This is a genomic window from Kitasatospora sp. NPDC034533 (assembly GCF_055575155.1).
Map to the genome: position 1 here is coordinate 1 of NZ_JBVITE010000114.1, position 11,954 is coordinate 11,954.

Sequence of the window (11,954 nt, forward strand, 5' to 3'; positions counted from 1 at the left end):
CAAGACGCTCGGCTGGGATACCCCAGCCGAGCGTCTACGTGATCTACTCACCACCTGAAACCAAGTGGTGTTGCGACGACCCCTTGAACCCAAGGGGCCGGGGGCCTCCGGGACGGCGCGCGGCGGTCAGATGACCGTCTCGGCCTCCAGGTAGCGCTCCTGCGGGACGGTCTTCAGCTCGGCGACCGCCTCCGCCAGCGGCACCAGGTTGATGTCGGTGCCCTGGAGGGCGGTGATGTGGCCGAAGGCGCCCTTGTGGACGGCCTCGACGGCGTGCCAGCCGAAGCGGGTGGCGAGCACCCGGTCGTAGGCGGTCGGGGTGCCGCCGCGCTGGGTGTGGCCGAGGATCACCGGGCGGGCCTCCTTGCCGAGGCGGTGCTCCAGCTCGCGGGAGAGCTGGGTGGCGATGCCGGTGAAGCGCTCGTGGCCGTAGATGTCCTTGGTGCCCTCTTCCCAGTGCATGGTGCCGGGCTCGGGCTTGGCGCCCTCGGCGCAGACCACGATGGCGAACTTCTTCTGGCGGTCGAAGCGCTCCCGGACGACCTCGGTGAGCTTGTCGATGTGGAACGGGCGCTCCGGGACGACGATGGCGTGCGCGCCGGCCGCCATGCCCGCGTTCAGCGCGATCCAGCCGGTGTGCCGCCCCATGACCTCGACGACCATGACCCGCTGGTGGGACTCGGCGGTGGTCTTCAGCCGGTCCAGCGCCTCGGTGGCCACCGAGACCGCGGTGTCGAAGCCGAAGGTCACGTCGGTGGCGGCGATGTCGTTGTCGATGGTCTTCGGCACGCCGACGATCGGCAGGCCCGCGTCGCTCATCAGCTTGGCGGCCTTCAGGGTGCCCTCGCCGCCGATCGGGATGACCGCGTCCAGACCGAGGTCGGAGCAGTACTTCTTGGCCCGCTCGACGCCGTCCCGCAGGTGGCTGGGCTGGACCCGGGAGGAACCGAGGATGGTGCCGCCCTGGGCCAGGATGCCGCTCACCGAATCCAGGGTCAGGGGGCGGTGGTGGCCCTCCAGGAACCCGCGCCACCCGTCCTCGAACCCGATGATCTCGTCGCCGTGGTCGACCACCCCCCGGTGGACCACGGAGCGGATCACCGCGTTCAGGCCGGGGCAGTCACCGCCGCTGGTCAGCACTCCGATACGCATTAGCTTTGCAACTCCCGAGCAGAACCGAGGAACGGCCGGACTACAGGCTGGGACGACGAGCCGTCACCGTAACGCGGCGCCTCCACGCCGCGGTGGCGGGGAGGTGGCCGTCGGGTGAAGGACCGGCCGGTCCGGACGGAACGCCCGGGAACGGCCGTGAAGTCGAGCATACGGCCCCTGGTCCGGCCGGGCAGGAGCCGACGCGGGAGCGGCGCCGTCGGCGCCCCCGCGCGGAATTGCGGCCTGCTGCCGAGGAGGGTGTGCAGTAGGCAGCCCCATTGTGGTACGTCGGGGGCCGCCCGCGGACCGGGTGACCGCATGGCGGGCACCCGGCCGGGACGGACCGGCGTACTACTGGGGACGCGTCGTGGCCGCGATGCGCTCGGCGCGCAGCGCGTCGTACCAGGTGGTGTCGGCCGGCGGCAGGGCGCTGACGTCCAGCGCCAGCTTCAGCAGCATGTCGGCCACCGCGGGGTTGCGGGCCAGCACCGGGCCGTGCAGGTAGGTGCCGAAGACGGTGTCCCGCCAGGCGCCCTCGGTGCCGTCACCGGTGCCGTTGCCACGGCCGACGTTGACGGTGGCGAACGGCTGCACGCCCTGGCCGAGGTGGGTGACGCCCTGGTGGTTCTCGAAGCCGGTCAGCTGCGGCAGGCCGAGCCGGGGGTCGACGTCGGCGAGCACGTCGCCGACGCAGCGCTCGCCCTCGCCGCGGGCGGTCCAGACGTCGAGCAGGCCCAGGCCCGGCTCGCGCTCGCCGAGGTCGTTGATGAACTCGTGGCCCATGATCTGGAAGCCGGCGCAGACGCCGAAGATGATCGCGCCGTTCTCGGCGGCGCGCACCAGCCCGCTGTCGGCGCGCAGCCGCTCGGCGGCCAGGCGCTGCGGGCGGTCCTCGCCGCCGCCGATCAGGTAGATGTCACCGCTGGTGGGGATCGCCTGGTCGGAGCGGACGTCGATCCGGGTCACGTTGAGGTGGCGCTGGCGGGCCCGGCGCTCCACGACCAGGGCGTTGCCCCGGTCGCCGTAGGTGCTGAGCAGGTCCGGGTAGACCCAGACCACGCGCAGGCTGCTCTCACTCATCCTCGAAGGCCTTCCGTCACGTAAAGACTGGTGTGCGGGCGCGGCATCAGCCGGCCACGACCTTCCGCAGCTGCTGGAAGGCGGTGTAGTTGGCGATGGCCTCGATCCGGCCGGGCGGGGCCATCCGGACGGCCTGCTCCAGGGTGTCCACGACGTGGAACTGGAGCCCGGCGACCTCCAGGCGGACGGCCAGGTCCAGCTTGCGCTGGCCCATCACGAAGACCGGGTGCCCGGCGAGGCGCTCGTAGTCGACGTCCCACAGCCAGGAGGTGTCGGTGCCGTCGGCGTCGAGGGCGTTGACGGAGAGGATCACCGGGGCGGGCGGGCCGTCGATCAGCGAGAAGGTCTCCAGCCAGCCGGCCGGGTTCTTGGCCAGCAGCAGGCGGATGTCCCGGCCCTGGTACTGGACCACGTCGTAGCGGCCGGCCACGGCGGCCACCGAGCGCATCCGCTCCAGGGCGACCTGCGGGGGGACGCCGAACACGGCGGCGACGGCGGCCGAGCTGGTGGCGTTGGCCAGGTTGGCCCGGCCGGGAAGCTGGAGCTGGATCGGCCAGGCGCCGCGCTGCGGGTCGATCACGTGGGTGCCCTGGAGCGCCCAGTGCGGGTTGGGCCGGCGGAAGCCGCAGTCCTGGCAGAACCAGTCGTCGCCGGGGCGCTGCATCACACCGCCGCAGGCGGGGCAGGACCAGGCGTCCTCCTTCCAGGCCTGTCCGGCGGCCACCCAGACCACCTTCTTGCAGGAGGAGGCGGCCCAGGTCACCAGCGGGTCGTCGGCGTTGGCGATGACCACGGCCTCGGTGTTCTGCAGGCCCTCACGCCACTTCTCGGCCATCATCCGGGTCTCGGCGGCCCGGTCGAGCTGGTCGCGGGAGAGGTTGAGCAGGGCGATCGCCTTGGGGCGGGTGTCGCGGGCGACCGTCGCCAGGTACTTCTCGTCGACCTCGATCACGCCGAAGCGGGCGTCCGTGCCGCCGGCCAGGGCGGAGGTGATGCCGGCGGGCATGTTGGCGCCCAGGGCGTTGGAGACCACCGGACCGGCGGCGCGCAGCGCCTCGGCGATCAGGCGGGTGGTGGTGGTCTTGCCGTTGGTCGCGCTGACCAGGACGACGTCCAGGTGGTCGGCGAGGGTGGCGAGCAGGTCGGGGTCGAGCCTGAGGGCGACCTTGCCGCCGATCACCGAGCCGCTCCCGCGCCCGGCCTTGCGCGACACGGCGGCGGCGACCCGGCCGGCGGTGACCGCGATCTTGGCGCGGGCCGGCAGCGAGGCGTCGCGTGCGCCTGTGGGCTCCGATTCGGTGCCTGCCATGCTCAGTGGTTCCTCCTTGCTGCGGCACCACCCGTGGCCGGATAACGGGCCGTCGGGCGGCGGGGACGGGGGTCAGCCTACCGACTCCGTCGCCCGTCCGGACGATCCGGACCCCGCGCCGCCTGCTGCGACGCGTTCGCGGGTGCTGCCGGCGGCCCGTCGAGGAGGGCGGTGTACGGAGGGACCTCTCGCTACTTCAGGACGCCCGCCGGGGTCGCCGGGTTCCCGAGCCGTCCGCGTGAGGGTGTGGTGAAGAAAGGATCAGCGGCCCGGACGGTGGCCGCAGCCGGCCGCCTCCTCGGCGGCCAGCGTGGCGGTGATCACCAGGGTGCCGTCCTCGGCGTGGAAGTCGAGCGGTGCGCCCAGCCGGCGCATCGCGGCGATCAGCCCGGTGTTGCCGCCCTGGGTCACCGCGTACACCGTGCGGACGCCGCGGGCCCGGGCCGCCGCCGACAGCCGGCGCAGCAGTGCCAGGCCCAGCCCGCGCCGCTGCCAGGCGTCCTCGACCAGGACGGCCAGCTCGGCCTCGTCGTCGTCCCACATCAGGTGCCCGAGCGCGACGATCCGTCCGTCCGGGGCGGTCACCGCGAGGCTGCGGCCGTGCCGGGGGTCCAGCAGGTGGTCCAGGTAGCGGCCGGCGTCGCGGACCGGGCCGTGGTAGCGCAGCCGCAGTGCGGTGGGGGAGCAGCGGCCGTGCATCGCCAGGGCCGCCGTCCGGTCGGCCGGAGCGGCCGGGCGCAGCAGCAGCTCGGTGCCGTCCGGCAACGGCAGCCGGGACGTGCCCTCCGGCCCCGGGCCGGCGGCGCGGCCGGCGGGCGGGTGCGGGCGGACGGTCCGGGAGGGGCCGCCGGTGCCGTCCGGCCGGACGGACTGGCCCTCGGGCACCGCGCACCTGCGGAAGGGCCGGTGCCAGAGCCGTTCGGGGCGTGTGCGTGATGCCTTCATGGCGCCGACGCTACCGACGGTGCGCTTCCGTTCGGTTACGTGATCGTGAACGCGCGAATGCCCCGGGGCGCGGCCGGGTGCGGGTGGGGCCGGGACGGGACCGGGGCGGGACGGGGGGCGGGACGGGGGGCGGGACCCGCGCGGGACGGGGTGGGACCGGATGGTCCCCGGGCGGGAAGACCGGGTGCCGCAGATCCGGACCGCTGCCTCAGGCGGCCGGGACGGCGGGCGGCCGACGGTGGATGGCGTCTCCGGTGCCCCGCTGCCCCGCCCGCCCGCCCCGGTGCCCCTGGTGCCCCGGTGCCCCTGGTGCCCCGGTGCCCCTGGTGAGCAGGAGGCCGGGCCCGCACGTCCACGCACCGAAGGCCGTCACCATGCGCACCACCCCGTCCGTCCCCACCACCGACCCGGCCGACCCGGCCACCCCGGTCGTCCCGCACGCCCGCCCGGCCGAGGTCGGCACCGCGCTGCCCGGTCTGCTCGACCGGCAGGCCCGCACCCGGCCCGGCGCCGTGGCCGTCCTCGGCGCGGGCGACGGCCTCACCTTCCGGCAGCTGGCCGCCGCCGCCCGCCGACTGGCCGCGCGGCTGCGTCGCCTGGGCGCCGGCCCGGACGGCTGCGTCGGCCTGTACGTCGAGCCGTCCGTCGAACTGGTCGCCGCTGCCTGGGGCGTCCTGTACGCCGGCGCCGGCTACCTGCCGCTGTCGCCGGAGTACCCCGAGGACCGGCTCCGCTACATGATCGAGGACAGCGGCACCCGGATCGTGCTGACCCGGGCGCACCTGCGCGAGCGGCTGGCCGCACTGGTCCCCGCCGGGACCGCGGTCGTCACCTTCGAGGACGCCCCGCCGGTGCCGGAGGCGACCGGGCAGGAGGTCCTCGCGCCGGAGTCGCTGGCCTATGTGATCTACACCTCGGGCAGCACCGGCCGTCCCAAGGGCGTGATGATCGAGCACCGCTCGGTGGTCTCCCAGCTGCGCTGGCTGCACTTCGCCGGGCACCTCGGCCCCGAGGTCACGGTGCTCCAGAAGACCCCGATGAGCTTCGACGCCGCCCAGTGGGAGATCCTCGCCCCGGCGGTCGGCGCCCGGGTGGTGGCCGGCACACCCGGGCTCCACCGGGACCCGGAGGCGCTGGTCGCCGCCGTGCGGCGGCACGGGGTGACGGCCCTCCAGTGCGTGCCCACCCTGCTGCGGGCGCTGCTCGACACCGAGGGCTTCGCCGGCTGCACCGGCCTGACCAGGGTGTTCTCCGGCGGCGAGGCGCTCTCCCGCAGGCTCGCCCGCGACCTGGCCCGGGCCCTGCCGGGGGCCGAGCTGGTCAACCTGTACGGCCCGACCGAGTGCACCATCAACGCCACCTGGCACCTGGTCGACCCGGCCGAACCGGGCGACGGCGCGGACTCGGTGCCGATCGGCCGGCCGGTGGCCGACACCCGGTGCTACGTGCTGGACGAGGGGCTGGTGCCGGTCGCCGCCGACGGCGTCGGCGAGCTGTACCTCGGCGGCGTCCAGCTGGCCCGCGGCTACCTGAACCGCCCGGAGCTGACCGCGGAGCGGTTCGTCACCTCCCCGTTCGCCTCCGGCGAGCGCCTCTACCGCACCGGCGACCTGGTGCGGTGGAACCCGGACGGCACCCTCCAGTTCGCCGGCCGGGTGGACAACCAGGTCAAACTGCGCGGGTACCGGGTCGAGCTGGACGAGATCGCCCGCGCGATCGAGGAGCACACCTGGGTGCGCCGCTCGGCCGCCGTCGTCACCGGCGACGACCGCACCGGGCACCCGAACCTGGTCGCCTGCGTGGAACTCGACCCCCGCGAGGCGGCCCTGATGGACCAGGGCAGCCACGGCGGACACCACCAGTCCAAGGCCAGCAAGCTCCAGGTCCGGGCCCAACTGTCCGACCCGGGCCTGCGCGACCGGGCCGGGCTGGCGGGCCGCGAGCGGATCGCGCTGCCCGGCCGGACGGAGACCGGGGCCCAGCGCCGGGCGGTCTTCGCCCGCAAGACCTACCGCTTCTACGACGGCGGCGCCGTCACCCGGGACGACCTCACCGCGCTGCTCGCCCCGCGCCCGGCCCCCGCCCCCTCCGGCCGGGCCCCGGAGTCGCTGAGCCTGCCCGAACTCGGCCGTGTCCTGCGGTGGTTCGGCCAGTTCCACAGCGAGGAGCGGCTGCTGCCCAAGTACTCCTACGCCTCGCCCGGCGCCCTGTACGCGACCCAGCTGTACCTGGAGACCGGCGGCCTGGACGGGCTCGCGGCCGGGCTGTACTACTACCACCCGGTCGAGCACGCCCTCGTCCGGATCGGCCCCGCCGGGAGCGGGCCGCAGGCCTGCCTCACGCTGCACTTCTGCGGCAGGAACGGCGCCATCGAGCCGGTCTACAAGGACAACATCCGGGAGGTGCTGGAGTTCGAGACCGGCCACATGCTGGGCGTCCTGGAGGAGGTGCTGCCCGAGTACGGGCTGGACGTGCGCCCGCTCGGCCTCGACCCGGGGGCCAAGGAGCGGCTGGACGTCGCCGAGGAGGACCACTACCTGGGCGCCTTCGCGGTCGTCCGGGCCGACGGCACGGCGCGGCCCGAGTGCGCCGAACTGTACGTCCAGGCCCACGGCGACCGGGTGCGCGGCCTGCCGGGCGGCCTCTACCGGTACGTCGACGGCGAGTTGACGCACCTCTCGGACGAGGTGGTGGAGTCCCGGCACGTGATCGCGATCAACCAGGCCGTCCACGCCCGGGCCGCGTTCGGCATCACCGCCGTCAGCCGCGCCGAGGAGGAGTGGCTGGAGTACGTCGTGCTCGGCGCGGTGCTGCACCGCCTCCAGCGCAACGGCCTCGCCCTGGGCCTGATGTCCTCCGGCTACAGCTCCAAGTCCGGCCACCCACTGCCCGCTTCGCGCCGCATCGACGAGATCCTGGCCGGCCACGGGATCGCCCCCGGACCGTCGTACTTCTTCCTGGGCGGCAAGGTCAGCGAGGAGCAGATCCGCAGCGAGGGCATGCGCGAGGACACCGTCCACATGAAGGGCCCGGCCGAGATCGTCAAGGACGAACTGGCCAGGCTGCTGCCCGACTACATGCTGCCCAACCGGGTGCTGGTGATGGACGCCCTGCCGCTCACCGCGAACGGCAAGGTGGACCTCGGGGCACTGGCCGCCTCCGAGGCCGTCCGCACGGCCGGGGCACGCGGCGCGTTCGTGGCCCCGGGCACCGCGCACGAGCGGTGGCTGGCCGAGGCCTGGGGCCAGGCGCTGAAGTACCGGGACGTGTCGGTGACGGACGACTTCTTCGCCGCCGGCGGGAACTCGCTGATCGCCGTCGCCCTGGTCCACCGGATCAACCAGGAGTTCGGGACGGCGCTGCCGCTCCAGGTGGTGTTCGAGTGCCCCCGGCTGGGCGACCTGGCGGCGCGGATCTCCGCGGCCGGCGAGCGGCCGGCCTCCCGGCTGGTCCGGCTGACGACGGGGGAGCGGGGGCGGCCGGTGTTCTGCTGGCCGGGCCTGGGCGGCTACCCGATGAACCTGCGCACGCTCGCCGGGGCGGCGAGTGCCGGGCGGGCCTTCTACGGCGTCCAGGCGCACGGCGTCAACGAGGGCGAGACGCCGTACGCCACGATCCGGGAGACGGCCGCCGCCGACCTCGCCGAACTGCGGCGGGTGCAGCCCGAGGGGCCGTACACGCTGTGGGGATACTCCTTCGGCGCCCGGGTGGCCTTCGAGGCGGCCTGGCAGCTGGAGCGGGCCGGGCAGCGGGTCGCGGAGCTGCTGCTGATCTGCCCCGGCAACCCGAAGGTCCGCCGGTCCGGCGGGCGGCGGTGCGGCCGGGAGCCGTCGTACGCCGACCCCGGGTACCTGACCATCCTGTTCTCGGTGTTCACCGGCACGACCAGCGGCCCCGAACTGGAGCGCTGCCTGGCCGAGACGGCGGACGAGCCGACCTTCGTCGCCTCCGTGCACCGGCTGCTGCCGGAGCTGGACGAGGAGGTGATCCGGCGGATCGCCCGGATCGTCGGCGGGACCTACGAGTTCGAGTACAGCTTCCGCGAGCTCGCCGAACGGCGGCTGGACGCCCCGGTGACCGTCTTCAAGGCGGCCGGCGACGACTACTCCTTCATCGAGGGCAGCACCGGCTACTCGGCCGAGGCGCCCACCGTGGTCGAGCTGGCGGGCGACCACTACGGGGTGCTGCGGGAGCACGGGGTGGCCGAGCTGGCCGGCGCGATCCGGGCGGTGGGGCGGCCGTCGGAGTGACCGCTCCTCGACCGGACACGCTCACGGACGGCTCAGGATCCGTGAGCGGGGGAGCCCCTTCGGATAGGGATGGCTCGGCTTTCCACCGAACCCGTCTCCTCCGAAGGGGCTCCCCCGTGTCCGCGAAGACCGCGCCCGTGAAGAACGCCGCCCTGGCCACCGCCTGTTGCGCCCTGCTCCTGGCCCTGCCGCTCGCCCTCGCCGGGCCGGCCGCCGCCTCCGAGAACAACGGCCCCAAGACGCCCGAGGAGGCCGCCGCCTGCCGGGCGCTGGTCGCCACCCTGCTCGGCGGCTTCGGCTCGGTCCTCGCGAACTCGGCCTGCGTGATCCGGCCCGCGGACCAGGGCTGACCGCCGCCGCCGGAACCCTGGTGCGGGAGCTCGGCGCGTTGGCATACCATCCGTGGATTCGTTCAGCAGTCGATCATGCGAGTGAGACGAGACGGACGGTATGGAATCCGAGCGGTCCCCCGAGGGACCCGGCGGCCTGAAGGCGATCTGGGCGAACACCCTGGAGCCGGTGGCTCCGCTGCCCTGGTACCGCAGGGTGTCCCCGAAGCTCGTGGCGGCGGGGGTGGTCGTGGTGGGCCTGGCCACCGCGCTGACCGTGGCGGCCGTGACCGGTGCGGGGGCGCCGCCCCCGCACCGGATCCTGCTGCCGGAGGAGCTCGGCCACCGGGTCCGGATGCCGGAGGACGGGCAGACCGAGGCGGTGCGCGCCGACTTCCAGGGGCAGACGAAGGCCGTCAGGTACCGGGACCTCTCGGTGGCCCGCTACGGTGCGGCGGGGTCGGCCAAGGCCGAGCTGACGGTGGTCGGAGTGACCGGCAGTTTCTCGGACCCCCAGCGGGAGCTGAACCGGTACTTCGGTGAGCTGTCGAGGCGCAGCGTGATGCACGAGGCCGTCTCGGAGCGCGCGTCGTACCCGGCGGGCCCGCTCGGCGGCGTCCTGGAGTGCGCGGCGCTGGACTATCCGAGCACCTCGGAGACCACCTGTGTGTGGGCGGACGGCGAGACCGTCGGCTTCGTCATCGACAACACCGGTGAGACCGGCCCCGAGGACCTGGCACAGCGGGCGCTGGAGGTCCGCGAGGCGGTCGAGGTCGCGGCGGAGGACTGACCGGCGGGCGGACCGGCACCCGGGTCCGGGCGCCGGTCCGGCGCCGCTATCCGAGCAGTTCGCCCGCCGCCGCCTTGACCTCGGCGAGCAGCAGCCGCAGGTCGTCCTCCGTCGTGGCGGCGTTGAGCAGGCAGGCGCGGAGCATCTCCGTCGTGCCGAGGCGGGCGCCGGTGACGAAGACCCGGCCGCGCCGCTGGACGGCGACGGGAAGCTCGCGGTTGAGGGCGTCGCGGGCGGCCTCGTCGCGCCCCGGGGCGAGGTGGCGGAACGCCACGATCGAGGTCTGCACCTCGGCGAGCAGCTCCAACTCCTCGTCCGCCTGGACGAGTTCGCCGAGACGGCGGGCCAGCGCGGTGCACCGGGCGATGTCCCGGGCGAGGCCGCTGCGGCCCTTGTGGGCGATGGTGGCCCAGACCTTGAGGGCGCGGAAGGGGCGGGTCTGCTCGGTGCCGTACTCGGAGAACCAGCCGAGCGCGCCCGCCGCCTCGTCGCGCAGGTAGGACGGGACGAGGCTGAAGGTGCCGCGCAGCTCCTCGGCGTCGCGGACCAGCGCGCAGCCGCAGTCGACCGGGACGCCGAGCCACTTGTGCGGATCGAGGGCGAGCGAGTCGGCGCGCTCCAGGCCGGCGTAACGGTGGGCGATGGCCGGGTCGAGCCGGCCGAAGGCGCCGTACGCGCCGTCCACGTGCAGCCAGAGGCGCTGCTCCTCGCACAGGTCGGCGATCGGGCCGAACTCGTCCACCGCGCCGGTGCCGACGGTGCCGGCCGAGGCGACCACCAGGAACGGCAGCAGGCCGGCGGCGCGGTCGCGCTCGACGGCCGCCCGCAGGTCGGCGGTGTCCAGCCGGCCGTCGGGGCCGGTGGCGACGGTGCGCAGGTGCCGGCTGCCGAGGCCGAGGAGTTCGGCGGCCTTGCGGACGCAGGAGTGGGTCTCCCCGGTGACGTAGGCGACCAGCGGCGGCAGGCCCGCGAGCCCGTCCTCGCGGACGTCGTGGCCGGCCCGGCGGGCGGCGCGGTCACGGGCGGCGGCGAGGCAGACGATGGTCGCCATCGAGGTGCCGGAGGTGAGCAGGCCGCCGCCGGCCGGGTGCGGGAAGCCCACCAGCTCGGCTGTCCAGCGGACCACGGCGCGCTCCAGGTGGACGTCGGCGTGGTCGCCGCCCGCCGAGCTGGGGTTCATCGCCGAGGCGGCGAGGGTGGCGAGCACCCCGGCGGGGGCGGGGGCGGAGTTCACCCAGCCGAAGAAGCGCGGGTGGCCGTTGCCCATCGGGTACGGCAGGACGTCGCGCCCGATGGCGCCGATCAGCTCGTCGAGCGGGCGGCCCCCGTCGGGCAGCGGGGCGTCCAGCAGGGCCCGGCGGGCGGTGTCGTCCATGGGCTGCCAGACCGGGCGCCCAGGCAGTTCGGCGAGGTAGTCGCAGACGAGGTCGGCGGTGGCGTGGGCGGCGGCGCGGAAGTCCTCGGTGGTCATGGCGTGCTCCAGGGAGGCCGGGGAGGCGGGCGCGGCGTCCTCGGCGCACCGTGGTCCAGCGATCTTACGAAGAGGTGATCGTATGCAGAAGGGCCCGTGCATACTTGGGTTCTAGGAGTCGTTGCAACACCCCAGCTCAAGGGGTGCGATGGACTTCGAGATCCGAGCGGACCGGAAGCCCCAGGGGCGCAACAAGTTGTCCCGGGAACGAGCGGCATACTCCCAGCTCATGCAGCAGGGCTATAGCAACACCGAGGCGTGCCGGATCATCGGTGTTGACCGCCGGACGGGCAACAAGTGGCGAAACGGCCGCAGCGCCGACCGACGGCAGAAGGCGGCACCACCGATCGACGCGGTGGTGCCGCCTTCAGGGCCGTCCCGGTACCTGAGCGTGGACGAGCGGATCCACATCGCCGACCGGCTGCGGGAGAAGGCCACCGTGCGGGCCATCGCCGCGGAACTGAACCGCAGTCCCTCCACGATCAGCCGGGAGATCCGCCGCAACCGCACCGACGGCACCCGCGGGCAGTGGCACTAGGGCCTGTTTCAGAAGTGGATCAAGGTCGTGAGATGATCACGTTCCATGGCTCGGGGAGATCTGACGGACGCCCAATGGGCGGTGCTGGAA

At 74.2% G+C, this 11,954-nt stretch carries 8 protein-coding genes and 1 pseudogene; 4 read left to right on the plus strand and 5 right to left on the minus strand.

Features of this window, described 5'->3' with window-relative positions; all coding sequences use genetic code 11:
* Window positions 1–126: 126 nt before the first annotated feature.
* The 4 genes from ACZ55U_RS37835 to ACZ55U_RS37850 all read right to left on the minus strand — a co-directional run bounded on the left by ACZ55U_RS37835 (window position 127) and on the right by ACZ55U_RS37850 (window position 4,486).
* Complete coding sequence (locus ACZ55U_RS37835; RefSeq protein ID WP_380696443.1) at window positions 127–1,152, minus strand: 6-phosphofructokinase; 1,026 nt, start codon at window positions 1,150–1,152, stop codon at window positions 127–129.
* Between the two features lie 351 nt (window positions 1,153–1,503).
* Window positions 1,504–2,232 (minus strand): type 1 glutamine amidotransferase, encoded by a 729-nt coding sequence (locus ACZ55U_RS37840; RefSeq protein ID WP_465533969.1) that lies wholly within the window; start codon window positions 2,230–2,232, stop codon window positions 1,504–1,506.
* A gap of 46 nt (window positions 2,233–2,278) precedes the next feature.
* Window positions 2,279–3,541 (minus strand): MurT ligase domain-containing protein, encoded by a 1,263-nt coding sequence (locus ACZ55U_RS37845; RefSeq protein ID WP_380696447.1) that lies wholly within the window; start codon window positions 3,539–3,541, stop codon window positions 2,279–2,281.
* A 261-nt stretch (window positions 3,542–3,802) separates the two neighbouring features.
* Window positions 3,803–4,486, minus strand: a complete 684-nt coding sequence (locus ACZ55U_RS37850; RefSeq protein WP_465533971.1) for a GNAT family N-acetyltransferase — start codon at window positions 4,484–4,486, stop codon at window positions 3,803–3,805.
* A gap of 374 nt (window positions 4,487–4,860) precedes the next feature.
* Here ACZ55U_RS37850 and ACZ55U_RS37855 point away from each other — a divergent pair, with 374 nt between their 5' ends.
* The 3 genes from ACZ55U_RS37855 to ACZ55U_RS37865 all read left to right on the plus strand — a co-directional run bounded on the left by ACZ55U_RS37855 (window position 4,861) and on the right by ACZ55U_RS37865 (window position 9,855).
* Window positions 4,861–8,736: a non-ribosomal peptide synthetase family protein gene (locus tag ACZ55U_RS37855; protein ID WP_465533979.1), complete on the plus strand. Its 3,876-nt coding sequence runs from the start codon at window positions 4,861–4,863 to the stop codon at window positions 8,734–8,736.
* Between the two features lie 116 nt (window positions 8,737–8,852).
* The gene (locus ACZ55U_RS37860; protein ID WP_465533973.1) at window positions 8,853–9,086 is read left to right on the plus strand and encodes a hypothetical protein; all 234 of its coding nucleotides are present in this window, start codon (window positions 8,853–8,855) and stop codon (window positions 9,084–9,086) included.
* A 100-nt stretch (window positions 9,087–9,186) separates the two neighbouring features.
* On the plus strand, window positions 9,187–9,855 hold the full coding sequence (locus ACZ55U_RS37865; protein ID WP_465533975.1) for a hypothetical protein: 669 nt from the start codon (window positions 9,187–9,189) through the stop codon (window positions 9,853–9,855).
* A 46-nt stretch (window positions 9,856–9,901) separates the two neighbouring features.
* On the opposite strand, the gene ACZ55U_RS37870 is transcribed toward ACZ55U_RS37865, so the two are convergent.
* Complete coding sequence (locus ACZ55U_RS37870; protein ID WP_465533977.1) at window positions 9,902–11,326, minus strand: pyridoxal phosphate-dependent decarboxylase family protein; 1,425 nt, start codon at window positions 11,324–11,326, stop codon at window positions 9,902–9,904.
* 148 nt (window positions 11,327–11,474) lie between these two features.
* On the opposite strand from ACZ55U_RS37870, the pseudogene ACZ55U_RS37875 reads away from it, so the two are divergent.
* Window positions 11,475–11,858: pseudogene (locus ACZ55U_RS37875) on the plus strand (helix-turn-helix domain-containing protein); the annotation flags it as partial.
* Window positions 11,859–11,954: the final 96 nt, after the last annotated feature.